The 17,821-nt window shown below is 64.7% G+C and carries 14 protein-coding genes and 1 pseudogene; 6 read left to right on the plus strand and 9 right to left on the minus strand.

The genetic code is table 11. The features are described from left to right. Positions 1-200: 200 nt before the first annotated feature. The 3 genes from EV216_RS06760 to EV216_RS06770 form a co-directional block, all read right to left on the minus strand. Positions 201-1,958 (minus strand): phage terminase large subunit family protein, encoded by a 1,758-nt coding sequence (locus EV216_RS06760; protein ID WP_132694301.1) that lies wholly within the window; start codon positions 1,956-1,958, stop codon positions 201-203. Then, complete coding sequence (locus EV216_RS06765; protein ID WP_165899178.1) at positions 1,948-2,385, minus strand: terminase small subunit; 438 nt, start codon at positions 2,383-2,385, stop codon at positions 1,948-1,950. Before EV216_RS06765 ends, EV216_RS06760 begins: the two co-directional genes overlap by 11 nt. A gap of 388 nt (positions 2,386-2,773) precedes the next feature. Beyond that, positions 2,774-5,077 (minus strand): AAA family ATPase, encoded by a 2,304-nt coding sequence (locus EV216_RS06770; RefSeq protein WP_132694303.1) that lies wholly within the window; start codon positions 5,075-5,077, stop codon positions 2,774-2,776. A 323-nt stretch (positions 5,078-5,400) separates the two neighbouring features. Between EV216_RS06770 and EV216_RS06775 the strand changes: the two genes are divergently transcribed. From EV216_RS06775 to EV216_RS06785, 3 genes and pseudogenes are all read left to right on the plus strand, one after another. After that, the gene (locus EV216_RS06775) at positions 5,401-5,916 is read left to right on the plus strand and encodes a hypothetical protein (RefSeq protein ID WP_132694304.1); all 516 of its coding nucleotides are present in this window, start codon (positions 5,401-5,403) and stop codon (positions 5,914-5,916) included. A 199-nt stretch (positions 5,917-6,115) separates the two neighbouring features. Further along, a pseudogene (locus tag EV216_RS06780) lies at positions 6,116-6,319 on the plus strand (hypothetical protein); the annotation flags it as partial. Between the two features lie 245 nt (positions 6,320-6,564). Next, positions 6,565-7,851, plus strand: a complete 1,287-nt coding sequence (locus tag EV216_RS06785; RefSeq protein WP_132694305.1) for an O-acetylhomoserine aminocarboxypropyltransferase/cysteine synthase family protein — start codon at positions 6,565-6,567, stop codon at positions 7,849-7,851. 45 nt (positions 7,852-7,896) lie between these two features. Here the strand turns inward: EV216_RS06785 and EV216_RS06790 are convergent, their stop codons facing one another. Beyond that, positions 7,897-8,583 (minus strand): SIMPL domain-containing protein, encoded by a 687-nt coding sequence (locus EV216_RS06790; protein WP_132694306.1) that lies wholly within the window; start codon positions 8,581-8,583, stop codon positions 7,897-7,899. 169 nt (positions 8,584-8,752) lie between these two features. Here EV216_RS06790 and EV216_RS06795 point away from each other — a divergent pair, with 169 nt between their 5' ends. Next, on the plus strand, positions 8,753-11,488 hold the full coding sequence (locus tag EV216_RS06795) for a hypothetical protein (RefSeq protein WP_132694307.1): 2,736 nt from the start codon (positions 8,753-8,755) through the stop codon (positions 11,486-11,488). A 73-nt stretch (positions 11,489-11,561) separates the two neighbouring features. Here the strand turns inward: EV216_RS06795 and EV216_RS06800 are convergent, their stop codons facing one another. The 5 genes from EV216_RS06800 to EV216_RS06820 form a co-directional block, all read right to left on the minus strand. After that, on the minus strand, positions 11,562-12,071 hold the full coding sequence (locus tag EV216_RS06800; RefSeq protein ID WP_132694308.1) for a CarD family transcriptional regulator: 510 nt from the start codon (positions 12,069-12,071) through the stop codon (positions 11,562-11,564). A 271-nt stretch (positions 12,072-12,342) separates the two neighbouring features. After that, positions 12,343-12,681, minus strand: coding sequence for a ferredoxin FdxA (gene fdxA, locus EV216_RS06805; protein ID WP_132694309.1), 339 nt, complete (start codon positions 12,679-12,681; stop codon positions 12,343-12,345). A gap of 51 nt (positions 12,682-12,732) precedes the next feature. Beyond that, positions 12,733-13,113, minus strand: a complete 381-nt coding sequence (locus tag EV216_RS06810) for an RNA-binding S4 domain-containing protein (RefSeq protein WP_243642001.1) — start codon at positions 13,111-13,113, stop codon at positions 12,733-12,735. 4 nt (positions 13,114-13,117) lie between these two features. Then, a complete protein-coding gene (locus tag EV216_RS06815) occupies positions 13,118-15,868 on the minus strand; it encodes a helicase-related protein (protein WP_132694310.1) in 2,751 nt (916 codons plus the stop codon). 21 nt (positions 15,869-15,889) lie between these two features. Then, positions 15,890-16,444, minus strand: coding sequence for a tetratricopeptide repeat protein (locus tag EV216_RS06820; protein ID WP_132694311.1), 555 nt, complete (start codon positions 16,442-16,444; stop codon positions 15,890-15,892). A gap of 72 nt (positions 16,445-16,516) precedes the next feature. Here EV216_RS06820 and EV216_RS06825 point away from each other — a divergent pair, with 72 nt between their 5' ends. Both EV216_RS06825 and EV216_RS06830 read left to right on the plus strand, forming a co-directional pair. Next, positions 16,517-16,804: an SCP2 sterol-binding domain-containing protein gene (locus EV216_RS06825; RefSeq protein ID WP_132694312.1), complete on the plus strand. Its 288-nt coding sequence runs from the start codon at positions 16,517-16,519 to the stop codon at positions 16,802-16,804. 17 nt (positions 16,805-16,821) lie between these two features. Continuing rightward, positions 16,822-17,802 (plus strand): alpha/beta fold hydrolase, encoded by a 981-nt coding sequence (locus EV216_RS06830; RefSeq protein ID WP_132694313.1) that lies wholly within the window; start codon positions 16,822-16,824, stop codon positions 17,800-17,802. Positions 17,803-17,821 lie beyond the last annotated feature (19 nt).

Genomic DNA, 17,821 nt, shown 5'->3' on the forward strand with positions numbered 1-17,821 from the left:
ATTTCGCTACTCCATCTACAGCTTCGCAGAATACCTTCGCATCTTCATGCGAAAGGCAAATGCTCTGTCCGTTTAGGTTCAAGTAGAGTTGTGGGCCGTTGCCCATGGCTCCCGAAGTACCGAGTTCCAAATCTACCTCTTTTCCCGAAAAGTTATCTACAACCTTCCGATTTCCGAAATGCATAATTGTACCCATTTTCTTATCTCCCCATCCAATGTGATCGACTAACTCTAGACTTTGCTTTTGGTGCCGCAGGACTCGCCAGTTCTGCTGCCCGTGCCTCAACCTTCTGCCCGATCAAATGCCGCGCTGCCCAAGAGTAAACCGTCGCATCCAGTGACTCCGCCCGTTTCCCTTTGATCCGCTCAAACCGAGCTTGCGGCGTTCCTCGCGTATATCGCACCACGCGACGTTCACTTGTCAACTGTTCAAAGTATACACTTTCCAACGCATCGCCAAACCGGACACCTTGCCCGCGCGAAAGGCGGTTGAACAACTGCGATTTTATCGCATCGACGCCAGCGAGCCAAAGCGGGCTGCCCTTCGACCCAGATCGCTGAAGGAACGGGCGGCTGAAGCCCTGAACGCCCTTGATACTGACCACACGGCGCCCGAACCGCGGTGCCGTGAAGCCGTGCACAATCTCAGTGTGCCCGCCGTCGCCACTATCGACGCAGGCGGCATCAATGCCGATCGTGCCGCCCTTCGGGTGCTTCCAACGTTCCCGCAACAGGTAGTCCAGGTCCGCCCAGATCGCTTCGCCGTCGATCGGCCCCCAGAACACTTCATGCGACAGAATAAACAGGTCAGACTCGCCGTGCCCCATAATGACAGCCTCAAGCCGATCGTCTTGGCAATCGACTCCTACTGTCAGGAACAAGACTTCCGGCGGCAATGCCTCCAGGTTGAAAGTCTCCCGCTGTTCGAACAGGGCGCGTTCGTCCAGATCCTCACCTTCGGTCTTCCACGGTTCGCCTAGAACCAGGTTCGTGAACGTTTGAAGTGTATCGGGGCTACGCTTCGCCTTCAGGAACTCGGCCACCAGCTTGCCCCATCGGGCATTGAAATGCGGGCTGACAAGGGCGTTGATCCTGAAGCCCGCATGTCCCTTCACGTCCGGCGCCGTTGCTCGCCAACGCCCTGCCGCGACCATCGCAGGCTTGTGCCGCTCTTCCACGATGCAGCCGTTCGACGGACAAACCCAATGCGCCGAGTCCGGGTCGCCTTCGGTCCATCGCAAATCAGCCCACCGGACTTCCGCAAAATCGCCGCAACTCGGGCAGCACACTTCAAAAACCCGCTTGTCGGATTGATCGTAAAGCCGCGTCGCAGGCCCGAAATCGAAGACGGGAGTCGATCCTGCAATGATTTTCCGATCGCGAAAAGTCAGTGTGCGCATGGTCGCCAGTTCGATCGGGTCGCCTTCCTGGCTGACTTCGAATCCGTCTATTTCGTCCATTATCAGCAGCTTGGAAGTGTGCCGTCGCAAATTTCGGGGCGACTTGGCCGCGACGAATTTTAGGCTTCCCCCTGCGAACCTGCGGTTGAGCATGGTCGAGCGGCCGGACTCGTCGGCTTCGTCGGACAGCAGGCCGCGAAGTTCCGGCGAAGCTTCGAAGATGCCTTCCAGATCGACGGCATAATCTCGGGCATCGTCACTGGTCGGCAGAACTGACAGGATCGGGCAAGGCGTGTTCGCCACATGCGCCGCGATGATACCCGACAGGAGCGCGGTATAGCCGATGCGCGCTGACTTCAGGACTGTGACACGCTCAATTTCAGGATCGTCGATCGCATCGCAGATGCCGCGCTGATAGGCCCAGAGTTGCATTTTTCCGGGCAATGCCGATGCAGTCTGTGGAAGGTAGATGTTTGACTCGATCCAGTCGGCCAGCGGAATGGCTGGCGGCGGGCGTAGGGCTTGCAGCGCGTTGCTTGCGGTCAGTTCAATTCCCATCCGACAACCTTTCAAGTGAGCGCCGGATCTCTCGGTCGATCTCGGCAAGGTCATGCGCGGTCAGGTGCGGCAGCTTGGCGCCAACTCTGGACGGCACCGCCAGAAGCCCGGCCCGAACATCGCGCAGGATCGATGCCCACTGCCGTTCGACGGCGGTTGCCTCCAGCAGTTCGCCGCGCGATGCAGCGTTCTTCAGTTCTTGCGCGTCGGCCTGCGCCCGCTTCACTCGGATCGATTCCGCTTTCAGATCGCGATTGGCTTCCTCTTGCCCCTGTCTGCCGCCGCGCGACGCGGCATCGCGCAACTGCGCCAGGTAACGTGCAAGGCTGGCCCGAACATCGTACCGGCCGCGCCCCGATCGGATCAGGATTCCGTCGCGTGCCTTCGTGCGGATCTGACTTGCTCCAATTCCCAGAAGCGCCGCCATGCCCGACTCGTCGGTAATCGCAGGAATGGGCTCAGGAGGCCCTTCAGGCGCGGCGGGTCCACCGGCAGCGGATTGCCCCGAGTCATCGTTCCTTGAAGTTCCCATTAAGCGGGGCGGCACATGGCGGCTGCCGGGTTCCGGTTCATCCCCTAGCAGTTCGCCCAAGTCGTCAATGAAGGTCACAGGTCCTGACATATCGGACTCCCAAGATTGAAAATTTCTGAAGAGCGGTTTTTTTCGCGGTCGGAGTCCCCCGCGTGGCCGCCCCCGAGGCAAGGACCCGCTGCCGATGCGACTGAATGCAGGATCGAACCAGTTGCATGATCGATTTCAGCCAACGTTCGCGGTTCATGCGACGCGGCATCCGTGGTGCAGATCGGCAGGGGGATCATGAAACCATCCCCTCTATCTCAACCGAACTCAGGGCATCGACGCGACGCGACAACGCGACAGCCCTAAAGGGCTGCTGTCGCGTCGGTCGCGCTGGCGCATCGGTTTGCCGGGTGGCGACAATCGCGACTTGTCGCGCTTCTGTCGCGTCGTGTCGCGCTGTCGCGTCAGCGACAAACTCTGTGTCCAAGTCGTCGAAGTCGTCGGGGATGCAGTAGAACCCATCTTTAAACTTGATGCGTCCCTTTTCCAGAAGCCCCCGGATCGCCCTAGTTGCAACGTCGCGACGCGACTTTGCGTTGTCGGACGCCGACACGTCGCGCCCGCTCGCCATGACGTCCTTGTAATCTGCTTCAGGCAATCTGCCGCCCTCACGCTCTAGAACGTCCAGCGCCGCTTGTTCCGACCTTGGCAGTTTCTCGAATGCGTAGCTTGCAGCGGCCGAACATGGCGCGGCGTAGGGCAACCGGATTTCGTCGCCGTCTTCATCTGTCCCGCCGGCAATCGTGCCAATGGTAAACGCGATATCCCTGTCGCATGGCCCGTTGCGGTTTTTGGTCAGCCGGCCCCGCACCACGCCTGACTCGTCGCGCTTGATATGCAGCGCCACGTCAAGAGCGCCATTCAGCAAGCTATGGCCCCGCGGCAGTCCCTGTTGCCCGTCTTTTGTATCGTGGTGTATCAAAAGCACGGCAGCGCCCCATCTGGTCAACTTTCGCGCGACGCTGACAACCCGGCCCATTCCTTCCGCGCTGTTCTCTTCGAGTCCGGGAAACGCCATTGCCAGCGTGTCGAGGAAGATCAATGCGGGGCGTTGCGCCTTCACAGCTTCCAGAAGCGCGACCAAATCGGGCGACTCCTTCGCCAGAAGATCGGACACGCCTGCGACAAGCTGGAACTCGGGTGCATCGCCATAGATGGATTTCAGCGCCTTCACCCTGCCGCGCATCCCGTGCGGATCCTCGGCCGCGACATAGAACACGCCGCCCGCCCTCGCGCGCATTCCGAAGACCTCCCGGCCCTGTGCAACGGCATATCCAAGGAAGGGCGAGAGCAGCGACTTGCCGGCGCCCGGTGCCCCCACAATGCACCCCACGTCGCCCGGTGCCAGGAAGCCCTTCAGGACATAGCCGCGCGACGGGGCAGCTTCGCATTCGGAAGGGCTCAGGAATGACAGGCGCGACTTGGCGCGCGGAAGTTCCGGCAGGTCTTCGAAGTCGGAGTCACTGATTTCCATCTCGGGCCAGGACCAGCCGTGCGCCTTCGCCTCGGCAACAAGGCTCGCCAGCGTGATCGCAGCGCGGCCGTTCGGCGGCGTCACCTTGCGGCGTTGCCATTCCTTGGCAACTTCCTTCGCGTCATAGTCGGGACCGATCTTCCTTGCCCATGAGTGCAGGATTTCGAGTCCTTCAGCATCGCCGCTGAACTGGTGCTTTAGCGCCAGCGTGACGGTTTCCTTCCGGTGCCAGCGGTCAGCATCATTCGGGTTCGGCAGGTGTTCAATCAGATCGCGGACCTGTGCGGCTGTCAGCGACAGCGGCCGTTGTTCCGTGGCAATCGGCGCGGGCGTGTCTGGCCCTAGCAGCTCGGCAAGGTCATCGATCGGCGCCGCCCGTTTGCCGATGCGCGGCAGGTCGGTTGCATGGTCGATCGTTCGCCCATCGATCATGTGGATCTCGGGCGGCGCGTTGCCCCTGACACGTCCGAAGAAGTAGCAGCGCGACGGGTCAAAAGACTCCTTGCCGGCAATGCCCCCAAGGGCGCCGTTGACACGTTCCACCAGGACCGCGGACGCTGCCGGGCTCACGGGGGCAGCGGTTGGCAGTAGAACACGCCACCGGGGCTTGTCGGGTGTATGGCTTGAAGAGGTGAAAACGACAGCGGCGAGTCCTGCCGCCCGCAACCTTGCCGCGGCTTCGTTCGGAGTCACCTCGCCCGCGTCATAGTCGATTTCGACTCCGTGGCGTGCGGTCAGGTGTTCGGCCTTCCTGCCGCCTTTGAACGTGCCCAGCTTCACCAAAGGCAGCTCGGCCTTCTCATCGGCAAAGACGCTGCCGGCCCGTTCGACAAACTGGCGCAGTGTCAGCGTTTCGTTTTGGGGCGTCGTGTCGGTCTTGCTGCAGAAGAAAGTGAGTGACAACGGCAGGTCTAGCGACGAGTCCGGGCTTGTGCTATGTTCCGTGGTGTCAATATTTCCATCGATCTTTGCGCCGTTCCGGGGTCCAGCCGGGGCGGCGTTTTCCTTTTCAGCCCTTGGCGGTCCCAGAAGATCCGCAAGGTCGAGTTGGTTCATGTAGGTCATCGCGGTTCCTCGCTCTGAGGCCCCGCAGAGGGTTTGACAATCTCTGGAAATTTACTTGAATTTCAGCAAGCCGACTCTGGGTCGTTTGACACTCTAAGCACTTGTATTCGCTTAACTGTGTCATATCAGGGTCGCCCACCATTCCCCTTTGAAATCATTGGATTTTTTTAGAGATTGGTGACTCTGCCTTAGGATTGCCTAAGGCAACCAACTGGGCGACTTCAAACCATAGCAGCCCGGAAACACTCACGCTTTCGTGAATCGTTCGCTTGCCCGAAGCTTCGGTTGCGCTGCATCATTGTCGCCGAAGCGCAGGGTGTGTCATGGACAGCAATCAACTCAACCGCGAAATTGAAGCCGGAAACTTCAAGCTTCCGCTAAAAACCATACACCGCGAAGCCATGCTTGATCTAGTTCTTGCATGGGGAACACTTGACGGTGCTCTAGCAATGCTTCTAGCCACGGTCATGGGTCTTCCATATCACGAAGCCGCCGATACCATCGGAAAGCAAAGCGGTTCGGGAAAGCTTGCAGAAGCGATCCGCTTGATAAAGGAAGGCGGTCCTGCCGAAGAAGCGGTCAACTTTCTGAAAAAACATAAAAAATCTTACGAACGACATTCCAAATCTAGAAACAAAATAGCCCACGGGCATTGTGCAGGCTATCTGACGGCTGATGAAAATTTTGTTGTTTTCGCAATCTTTGAAAGGGTTGGTAACGAAAACTTGGCCGTTGACGCCGTTCCAGTCGAAGAAATGAAACGTGCGACGAAATGGGGCGAAGCGTTTACATCCTTCATCGTCCAGATGCTCGATCGTCTTGATAGCGAAGAAGCATAAAAAAGCCCCCAGCCGAAGCCGGGGGCAGGTAGTTTCCACGGCCCTGTGGAACTGGTCAGGCGTCGGCAGGCGGCACAAGGGCCGTATGGGGATCAACCCGGCTGGCCGTCGCGCGATTTGCATTGGCGAGCGAATACCATGCAAGCCTTTGGCGCGATTTGCCTATAGTAGCGCCGAAAGACGGGCAGGACAGGGACGGATGGCAGGGAGCAGGACGGAAACGGGCGACCGGTTCGATGTCGTGATCGTCGGCCAGGCCGGACGGCTGCAATACGAGGCGGTGTTGTTCGCCGCCGCGCTGCGCGCCTCGGATCCGGATTTCGCGGGCAGCCTGATCGTGGCCGAGCCGCAGCCGGGGCCGCTCTGGCCCGCCGATCCGCGCATGGACGATCCCGGCGCGCGTTGCTGGGCGAGTTCGGGGCCCTGCCCCGGCGCGAACAGGCGATCCGCAGCATTCTGAAACGGCACACTCTCTGGATGCGCTGAGCGGGACAGGCGGATGATCGGACCGGCCGGACCAGCGCCGCAGGGCCAGCGTTCCGGCCCGGGCGGCAGCCGCGGAAGGCTGTCCTTTTGCCCGGCCCCATGTTGCCGGGTTGCGGGCGATGGCCTAATGCTGGCGGCAAACGGACAACAGGGAGAGTTCCGATGAGCGAGGCTCCGCAATACGGTTTCGACACGTTGCAGGTGCATGCGGGCGCGCGCCCCGACCCGGCCACCGGCGCGCGGCAGACGCCGATCTACCAGACCACGGCCTATGTGTTCCGCGATGCCGACCATGCCGCGGCTTTGTTCAACCTTCAGGAAGTAGGCTATATCTACTCGCGGCTCACCAATCCCACGGTGGCCGTGCTGGCGGAACGCATCGCCACGCTTGAGGGCGGCGTGGGCGGTGTCTGCTGTTCCTCGGGACATGCCGCGCAGATCATGGCGCTGTTCCCGCTGATGGGGCCGGGGCGCAATGTCGTCGCCTCGACCCGGCTTTACGGCGGCACGGTCACGCAGTTCAGCCAGACGATCAAACGCTTCGGCTGGTCTGCGAAATTCGTGGATTTCGACGATCTGGACGCGGTGCGGGCCGCCATCGACGAGGACACCCGCGCGATATTCTGCGAGGCGATCGCCAACCCGGGCGGCTACATCACCGATCTTGACGCCATCGCGGGCGTGGCTGACGCCGCCGGCCTGCCGCTGATCGTCGACAACACCTCGGCGACGCCCTATCTGTGCCGCCCGATCGAGCATGGCGCGACGCTGGTTGTTCATTCGACCACAAAATACCTGACCGGCAACGGCACCGTGACCGGCGGCGCCATTGTGGATTCGGGCAGGTTCGACTGGTCGGCCTCGGACAAGTTCCCCTCGCTCGCCGCCCCCGAACCCGCCTATCACGGGCTGAAATTCCACGAGACTTTCGGACCGCTGGCCTTCACCTTCCACGGCATCGCCGTGGGCTTGCGCGATCTCGGCATGACGATGAACCCGCAAGCGGCGCATTACACCCTGATGGGGATCGAGACGCTGTCGCTGCGCATGCAGCGCCATGTCGAGAATGCGGTCAAGGTCGCAAGCTGGCTGGAAACCCATCCCAAGGTGGCCCGTGTGACCTATGCCGGGCTGCCCTCCTCGCCCTGGCACGAGAGGGTTGCGCGGATCTGTCCCAAGGGTGCCGGTGGGCTGTTCACCTTCGCGCTGAAGGATGGCTATGAGGCCTGTGTCCGGCTGGTCGGCGCGGTCAACCTGTTCAGCCATGTGGCGAATCTCGGCGACACGCGCTCGCTGATCATCCACCCGGCCTCGACCACGCACCGGCAGTTGAGCGAGGCGCAGCAGGTCGCCGCCGGTGCCGCTCCCGATACGCTGCGCGTTTCGATCGGGATCGAGGACGCCGCCGACATCATCGCCGACCTGGAACAGGCGCTGGCCAGGGTCTGAGGCAGTCCGGGCGGGGCGCGGTGGCGCGCCCTGCCCTTCTCGGGATTACTCGCCCAAGGCAAAGACCATCCGGACCCGCGCCTCGATGGCCAATTCACCCGGCGCGACGGGGACCGCGTCGCCCCCCATCCGGGCGGCCTCGAACCTGACCGGATGCGGCATGTCGGCACCTTCTTCTTCAAGAGACAGCACCGGACCCAATGCCAGCCCGGCAGCATCGGCCAACAGCGCGGCCTTGCGCAGCGCCTCTGCCACGGCGCGGCGGCGGGCCTCGTCGCGCAGGGGATCGGGGTTCTGCATTCCGAAGCTCAGCCCCTGGAACCGGTTCGCGCCCTCGGAAATCACCCGGTCGAGCGTCCCGCCCAGATTGTCCAGTTCGCGCACCCGCACGCTCAACGTGTTCGAGGCGGAATAGCCGGTGATCCGCGACCGCTGGCCCTGCTCGTGCCCGCTCCAGACAGGCGACAGCGAGAGCCCGGCCGTCTGCAGGTCGCGCGGCTCGATTCCCGCGGCGCGCAGGCTGTCGAGCACCGCCGCCAGATCGGCCGAAACCCGGTCCATCGCCGCCTCGGCGGTCTCGGCCTCATGCGTGACGCCCAGGGTGATCGTTGCCATGTCGGGCACGGCCTCGGCCAGACCTTCGCCGACGACGGTCACCCGGGCAGGGGTGTCGGCGGTGGCCGGGAAGGCAAGCACGGCAAGGATCACCAGAAGGGCGAGCGGTCGTGTCATGGTCGTGGTCCTGTGATTGGAAATCGGGCCGAGCATCGCGCGGCGCGGAATCCGCGGCAAGGCATTTCCCCTGAATTTCTCGCGAGGCTCTTCTAAGCCTCGGCGGTTTCCTGCTATACTCCCCCGACACTGGTTTGGAACCGGCTGGCGACCGGTTTAGAAGGCAGTAATGAAACCAGGCTTCGCGCTCACGCTCTCCGAGGACGGGATCGGGCTTCTGCACCGCACAAGGGGCGGATGGCGGCGGCTGGGCGATGTGTTACTCGACGATCCGGGGCTTGGCGAAACGCTGCGGTTGATGCGCGGTACAGCCGAGAGCCTCGCGGGCGGGCGGCTTCTGACCAAGCTGGTCATCCCCGACAGCCAGGTGCTTTACACCACATTGCCCTTCGTCGGCGACAGTCCGGCCGAGAAGAGGACAAGCCTGCGGCGCGGGCTGGACGGGCTAACACCCTATGTGCTGGACGATCTTGTCTTCGACTGGCAGGAAGTCGGCGCGGGCACCGCCCGGCTGGCCGTGGTCGCGCGCGAGACTCTGGCCGAGGCCGAGGCTTTTGCCACACTGCACATGTTCAACCCGGTCTGCTGGGTGGCCGCCCCCCCGGATGACAGGTTCGAGGGGGAGGCCTTCTTCGGCCCGACTGCGCTTGCGGCGACTCTGCTTCCGAAGGGGGAGACACCCGAACCCGAGGGACCGGCGGCCCATCAGGAAGGCCGGGCCATGCCCGAAACGGGCGGCGATCGCCCCGCTGCAAGCGCGTCCACGGCAGCCAGAACTTCAACCTTGCCCGCGCATAAGCGCAAGACAAGGGCTGAACCCAAGCTTGCCTCCTCTTCGCAACCGGCTGCACCCGCTGCATCGACGCCGCCCCCGTCGGCGCCTTCTGCTGCGGATCCGGTAGAAACGGCGCTTTCGTTCGCCTCGACGCACCGCCCCGAGGACGCCCCCCCAGCACCGGCCGATAGCCGCCCGCCCAGGGCAACCGCGACCACCAGACTGACGCTGAACAAGCCCGATGAGCCGGATGGCGGTGACGCCCGTACCGCGACATCCGCCACGCAGGCTGACATCGAGGAGGCGGTCCGGGCTGCCCCCCCGCCCACGCCCACAACCCGCGCGGCACCGGTCAGCGGGATACCGACAGATCCCGGGCGGGACGCCATACCTGCCACCCCGACAGCCCCGCGCGCAAGACCACCTTCCCCTTGGCCGCTGGGCAAGGATGAGCCCGTATCGGCGGTCAAGGACGGTAAATTGCGGCTTGGCCTGGCATTGACGGGCGGCCTGGTGGTGGTGATGGCGGTCGTGGTGCTCTGGTCGCTGCTCCCCAGCGGAGAGAAAAGCGCCGACGCGCCAAGCACAATTGCCGAGTCGGCGGCCGCCCCCGACACCCCGTCCACAGGGGCCGCCGTGGAATTCGCGGCCCAGTCCGACCCAACCGAGGAAGCGTCGGATGCGGATATCGTGGCGCTGCCAGCGCTTAGTGAAACCGAGGCTGCGGAAAGCTATGCCACGACCGGACTGTGGCAGCTTGCGCCCGATCCAATGACGGCGCCGCCGCCCGGGCGGATCGACGACCTGTTCGTCGCCGCACTCGACCCCTCCATCCGTCCGCCCGTCTCATCCACGCTGCCCGATTCCCAGCTTGGCCGGGCCCTTGATCTGCCGCTGGCGTTGCAGGCCGATCCACCCGGGCACGATCAGGTCTTCGTGCTGGACGACAGGGGCCTTGTCGCCGCGACCCCCGAGGGTGCGTTGACGCCGGACGGCGTGATGGTCTTTGCCGGCCAGCCTCCCCTGTTGCCGCGCGGCCGGGCAGCCGACCCCGCCGCGGCTCCCGAAGCCGTCACCGCCGAAATACCCGAGCCCGCACCCGCAGACCGTATCGAAACCGCGGCAGACGCCGCCGCGATATCGGAGGTCCCCGCCGCGGAGGCCGGAGGCGAAGACGCCGGATCCGGGCTGGCCGAGGCGACGAGGGGGGGCGAGGAAGGCGTCACCGTCATTGAGGGAGCGCCCACAGTCACCCCGCCCGAACGTCCCGAGTTCGTCGTGCCGGTCGTCATGGGACGCCCCCCGGTCACGCCGCCAGAACGCTCGCAGCCAGAGCCGATTACCGCCCCGGCCGAGATCGAGACTCCGACGGCGCCCGACACGACAACAGAGCCCGACGCAAGGTCCGACCCTGAACCCGGCACCGGAGACGAGGTCAGGGTGGCTCCGCGAGCTGGAACCGGCGCGAACGCGGCAAGTCTCGAGGCAGACTCCGCGGCCCTGCCGGACGCCGCGGCGCTGATCTCCGACCCGGCCGTCGCGACACGGCTTGCCGCGTATCGTCCGCGCCTGCGTCCGAGCGATCTGGCAACCGAAGCCCAGGCCACCACCACGGCAAGCGTGAACGTACCCGCTCTGCGCCCGGCCCCGCGACCGGCGGCGCTGGCAGCCGCTGCCCCCCCGCCAATGGCCGATCGCTCGACCGATATCGAGGCCGCCCTCGCCGCCGCCCTCGCCGCCGAGGAAGCCGCAGCGGATGAGGCCGCGGAATCGGATCTTGCGATCGCCCGCTCGATCCGTCCCTCGTCCCGCCCCTCGGATCTGGGCAGCAGCACCGCTCCTGCCATTCCTGTCACTGCCGCTGCCGCCGCGCCGCGCATTCCGACCACGGCCAATGTTGCGCGGCAAGCCACAGTGCCCAAGGCGATCAACCTGCGCCAGATCAACCTGATCGGGGTCTATGGCGCGTCAGGCGACCGACGTGCGCTGGTCCGCCTGGCGAACGGGCGCTACGAGAAGGTCAAGGTCGGCGACCGGCTGGATGGCGGTCGCGTCGCCGTAATCGGGGAAAACCAGTTGCGCTATGTCAAGAATGGACGCAATTTGGTGCTGGACCTGCCGGGGCGCTGATCCTCGGCGATAAAGGAAAACGAAAAGGCCGCGGCGCGAGGCCGCGGCCTTTTCAGTTCCTGCGAAAGCCGGGTCAGGCCGCGCGCGAAACCAAGACCTCGTCAACCTGCTTCTGCGCACCGGCCTCGTCCACGCCCGAAACGGCCGCAACTTCGCGAGTCAGACGCTCCAGCGCAGCCTCGTAGAGCTGGCGTTCCGAATAGGACTGTTCGCGCTGATCATCGGCACGGTGCAGGTCGCGGACCACCTCGGCGATCGAGATCAGGTCGCCCGAATTGATCTTCTGCTCGTATTCCTGGGCGCGGCGCGACCACATCGCGCGCTTGACCTTGGCCTTGCCCTTCAACGTAGCCATGGCCTTGGACACGATATCCGGCGTCGAGAGCGAACGCATCCCGATCTCGGTCGCCTTGTTGGTAGGCACGCGAAGCGTCATCTTGTCTTTCTCGAACGAGATCACGAAAAGTTCGAGCGGAATGCCCGCGATCTCCTGCTCCTCGATCGACACGATCTTGCCCACGCCATGCGCGGGATAGACGACGAAGTCGTTGGGGCGGAACTCGGCTCTCTTGGTCTTCGACATTCAGTTCTTCCTCGCATGGACCCCTGCACAGCACCAAAGCTTCGCCGGGAAAGCATTTTTTCCGGCCATCTGGGCACTTTGGCGCTGAAAAACCACCCCGCAGACGACATGTTCTGCGCGTGGCGATCAGGATTCGGTCGGCCATTTATTAAGGCAACGTAACATAAAAAACGGCGCAGGAAAAGCACCGTAGCTCTGCGCCGACACCAAGAGCTTGGGCAGCAAGGTCATTTCATGCCCGAAAACGGGCCGACTGGCCGCCGACGGGGCGTCAGCCGCCCTCGCCCGGCACCTCGGAGAAATATTTCTCGCGCTTGCCGGTCTCGCCGTCACGTTCCGTCGCTTCGGGCAGCGGGTCCTTGCGGGTGATGATGACGGGCCAGACCTGGGAATACTTTCGGTTGAACTCGACCCATTCGTCCATGTCCGGCTCGGTATCCGGCCGGATCGCGTCGGCGGGGCACTCGGGCTCGCACACGCCGCAGTCGATGCACTCGTCGGGGTGGATCACCAGCATGTTCTCGCCCTCGTAGAAGCAGTCCACGGGGCAGACCTCGACGCAGTCGGTGTATTTGCAGGCGATGCAGTTGTCGGTGACGACATAGGTCATGTGCAGGCTCTCGATTTCCTTGTCGGGCAGGAACTAGAACACCGGGGCGGATCATTCAAGCGGGGGTTTGTCCCGGCGCTCGATCTGCCGACGGTCCTTTTTCGTAGGGCGCCCGTTGCCCTCATATCGTGGGTTTTCGGGTGGGCTTGCCTTGATCGGGGTCAAGTCCTCGTAAAGGGTGCGCGCCTCGGTCGCGGGACCGCGGCGCTCGCCGGGCGCAAGGATGCGCACCACGCGGATTTCATGGCCCTGCGGGAATGTCAGCGTGTCGCCGGGCCCCACGCGGGCGCCCGGCTTGTCGGTACGGTTGGCATTGACCCGCACATGCCCGCCCGCGACCAGCGCGGCGGCCAGCGTGCGCGACTTGACGAACCGCGCCTGCCAGAGCCACTTGTCCAGCCTTATCGTTGGGCTTGGGCCGGAATCGCTCACGCGGTCAGGACTTGTCCCTCAGCCCCATTAGCGCGGCGGCGAAGGGGTTGTCGGGGTCGATGGGCTTTTCCTTGCGCGGCGGGCGGGCCTCGAAATTCTGCGGCCTGTCGGGGCGTGGACCGCCCGGCTTGCCCTTGTGCTTGCCGCCGCGCGGCTTGCCATCGGACCGGCCGCCCGGCTTGCCCTTGCCCTGCGGGCGCTCGCCGCCGCGGGGCTTCTGGCCGCCGCCCTTGCGCTGAGGCATCCAGGCAAAGGTATAGAAAATCTCGATTTCTGCCGGGGCGGGCTCTGCCTCCGGCTCGGGCATGGGGGCCTCGGCGACGGGTGCTTCCGCCCCGTCCGCCATCGCCTCATCGGACGGCGGCAAGGGCGCAGGCTTGTGCTTGGGCCGCTCGCCGCGCTCGGCGCTGTAGCCCAGCCCCTGCATCAGGTCGGCGAACTGTTCCAGCGTGGTGCCGGTAATCGAGAGCATGTCGGGTTTTGCCTCGAATCCGCCCCGAGTATCCTCGGCGCGCAACAGGTCGGCGAGCCGTTCCAGCATGTCGATTCGGATCGCCCGCGCGCCTGCAGGGCGATAGCCCGCCAGCGTGTAATGCTCGACCGGCACCGCCTCGACCGAGGGGATAGTCACCAGGCCGGGCGGAGGACTTTCGGGGAACTCGTCCAGCCCCCGATGCAGCGACCACAGCACCAGCCGCAGCCGCGTCGGCGCCGGTTTCAGCAGAAGCGGCATGAAGATCGTGAACTGTCCGAAGCGTATGCCGTGCTTGCGCAGTGCGCTGCGGCTTTCCTGGTCGAGATCCTTGACCTCCTGGGCGACGCCATCGCGCGGCAGGATGCCCATCGCCTCGACCAGGCGGAAGGCGAAGCCGCGGGTCAGCCCGGTCAACGCCTCGTCGCGCTGCAGGTTCAAGAGTGGCTCGAACAGGGTCGCTACTCGGCGGTCTATGAAATGCTGAAGCCGACGGCGCACCTTCTCGGCCACCTCGACGCCGGCCTCGTCATCGACGAAGGGCTCGACCAGGGGCTTCAGCGGATCGGCGCCTGCCACCAGCTTGCCCACCGCATGGCTTCCCCACATCAGCCCGCCCTGTTCGGTGAAATCGAACTCGGTATCAGGCGAATTGTAGAAGCGGTCGGCGCGCAGGTGGAACTCCGGTCCCAGCGCCGCCAGCGCCGCCTGGCGCAGCGTGCGCGCCTCGTCCGGGCTGGCCGAGGCATCCTGTCGGAACCGGAAGCCTTCCAGACGGCCGACGAACTGCCCCTCGACCGTCACTTCACCCTTGTCGTTCACCTCGGCCACAAGGCTCTCCTTCTGCTTCAACCGGCGAAGGAGAACGCTCGTCCGCCGGTCAACAAATCTCTGCGTCAGCGCGCCATGCAGCGCATCGGACAGGCGGTCTTCTACAGCGCGCGTGACGCCGCGCCAATGGGCTTCGTCCGAGACCCAGCCGGACCGCTGCGCGACATAAGTCCACGTCCGGACATAGGCCAGCCGTTTCGACAACGTGTCAATGTCGCCATCTGTCCGGTCGATCCGCTGCACCTGGCGCGCCAGCCAGTCGTCGGGCACCCGCCCGCCCTGGTGCAGGAAACCGAAGATGCGTTCCAGAAGGCCGGTATGCTCGACCGGGGAAATGCCGCGGAAATCGGGTACCCGGCAGACATCCCACAGAAGTTTCACGTCGCGCGCATCCCCGAGTCGGTCACGCAGATCGGGCAGCGCCGAAAGCGTCTTGAGCGCGTGCAGATCGTCGGCCTCGCGCCCGCGGGTCAGCCATTCGCCCGCGGGGCGCGCCTCGAGCGCGGCGATCAGCCGCTCGGGGCTGACGAAATCCAGCCTGGAATTGCGCCATTCCAGCTTGCGCACTGGGGCAAAGCGGTTCTCGACGATGGCTTCGGCCACCTCTGCCTCCAGCGGCCGCGCCTCGCCGGTCACGCCAAACGTTCCGGGCTGGGTGTGCCGCCCCGCGCGGCCGGCGATCTGGGCCAGCTCGTTGGCATGCAGCGGCCGCATCCGGCGGCCGTCGAATTTCGACAGGGCGGAAAAGGCGACATGCTTGATGTCGAGGTTCAGCCCCATCCCGATGGCATCCGTCGCCACCAGGTAATCCACATCGCCGTTCTGGTAGAGTTCGACCTGCGCGTTGCGGGTGCGCGGGGAAAGCGCCCCCATCACCACCGCGCAGCCGCCCTTCTGGCGGCGGATCAGTTCCGCGATGGCATAGACATTCTCGACCGAGAAGCCGACGATCGCGGACCGCGGCGGCATGCGGCTGATCTTCTTCGAGCCGGTATAGGACAGATCCGAGAACCGCTCGCGCCGCATGAACTGCGCGCGTGGAATCAGCGCGGCGATGGCGCTGCGCATCGTGTCGGCGCCAAGGAACAGGGTCTCGTGCAGCCCGCGCGCGTTCAGCAGCCGGTCGGTGAAGACATGGCCGCGCTCGGGATCGGCGCAAAGCTGGATCTCGTCCACCGCCAGGAAATCGGCCCCCGTGCCCACCGGCATCGCCTCGACCGTGCAGACCCAGTATTGCGCGCGATCCGGCACGATCCGTTCCTCGCCGGTGACCAGCGCCACCACGGACGGCCCACGCAGGGCAACGATCCGGTCATAGACCTCGCGCGCCAGCAGCCGCAGCGGCAGGCCGATCACGCCGGTCCGGTGGGCCAGCATGCGTTCGATGGCGTAATGGGTCTTGCCGGTATTGGTCGGCCCGAGGACCGCAACGACCCTCGCCTGATCTGACATCTTCTGCCCTTTCGCCCAGCCTCAGAGCGTGCGGCCAGAGGTCAGCAACTCCAGCCGCTCGACGGCTCCTTCTAGGTCGGGATCGTGGGGATGTATAGCGCGGGCTGCCAGATAGGCGTCGCGCGCGGCCAGCAACTGGCCGCTCTCCTCGAGAATCGCGCCAAGCCCCGAAAGCGCGCCGAAATGGCGCGGGTTGAGTTCCAGCGTGCGCGCCAGATCGGCGATGGCGGGGCCGTAAAGCCCGGCGCGGAAATAGGCCAACGCCCGCGCGTTGTAGCCTTCGGCGAAATCCGGCGCATGGTCGGTCAGCGCGGTCAGATGCGCAATCGCGGTCTCGAACGCGCCCACGGTGATCGCTTCGCGCCCCCGCTTGAGCAGCAGATCCATCGAAGGCGAGCCGGATTTCGCCCATTCCTCCCAGACCTCGCGCTCGACCTGTTTCCAGTTCGGCAGATCGGGCCGCTGCAACTCGTCCAGCAGCGTGTCCGCCCGGTCCTCTTGCGCCCAAGCGGCGGCCGACAGGCAGAATGCTGCGCAAATTGCCGTGACGAGAGGATTGAGAATGTTCCGCCGCATGCCCATAACCAGAAAGATTAGCGCAACCTGCGGGAAAAGCGATATCCCCGCATTCACGACCGGAGGATTTCCATGAGCGACGTGATAGAAAAGGCAGTCGAGACCCTGAACGCGAAGATCGACGGGGGCTTCGACGGCGTCGCCAAGTTCGTGATCGAGGACGAAGGCGCGATCATGGTCGATTCTGAGGGTGCCCATGCCGGCGACACGCAAGCCGAGGTGACGTTGACCGCCTCTCTCGACACGTTCCGCGACATGATGGAAGGCGATCTGAATCCGACCACCGCCTTCATGACCGGCAAGCTGCGGATCGAGGGCGACATGGGCAAGGCGATGCAGCTTGCTCATATCTTCACCTGATCGAGCGCAAGGAAACGATGGACCGCGCGCCCTTTCACAACGACATCGCCGAAGGCCCCGGGGACACCGCCGCGTTCTGGGTCATGGCTCCCGACGGGGTTCGCATCCGCGTGGCGGTCTGGGGGGCGGCGCAGGCGCGGGCAACCGTGCTGCTGTTTCCCGGGCGCACCGAATATGTCGAGAAATATGGCCGCGCGGCTGGCGAGCTGGCGGCGCGCGGTTTTGCCACGGTAGCCGTCGACTGGCGCGGTCAGGGACTGGCCGACCGGCTGCATGACGATCCGGTGCTTGGTCATGTCGACCGGTTCGACACCTACCAGCGCGATGTCGCGGCGATGCTGGATGTTGCACAGGCTTTGGACCTGCCCCGGCCGTTTCACCTGCTGGCTCATTCCATGGGCGGCTGCATCGGTCTGCGCGCGCTGCATGAGGGGCTGGATGTGGCCTCGGCCGTGTTTACGGCGCCGATGTGGGGTATCCGCTTTTCGCCGCTGATGCGCCGCGCCGCCTGGGCGCTGAGCGCGGCAAGTCGACCGCTGGGGCTGGACCGACGGGTCACACCGACCAAGGGGGGTAGGACCTATGTGCTGGCCTGCCACTTCGACGACAACGAGTTGACCGGCGATCCCGAGATGTTCGGTTACATGCGGCGCCAACTGGCCGCACGGCCCGAACTGGCGGTTGGAGGGCCCAGCCTGGGCTGGCTGCACGAGGCGCTACGCGAGACGCGCCTGTTGGCGCGGATACCGCCGCCGAGCGTGCCCACGCTGACCTATCTGGGCAGCGACGAGCGGATCGTCTGTCCGAACGCGATCCGCACGCTCAAGGGCGCCTGGCCCGCGGGCACGCTGCGCGAGATCGAGGGCGCCCGCCACGAGGTGATGATGGGAGACGCGCCCACCCGCACCCGCGTCTTTGACGAGGCGGCGGCGCATTTCACGCACTACGCCGCGCCGCGCCCGCCCATGCGCGTTCTCGACCGCATCGGCCAGTTGTAATCCGGTGGCCCGGTCGGCC

Source organism: Rhodovulum steppense, from assembly GCF_004339675.1.
GTDB classification, from domain to species: Bacteria; Pseudomonadota; Alphaproteobacteria; order Rhodobacterales; family Rhodobacteraceae; genus Rhodovulum; species Rhodovulum steppense.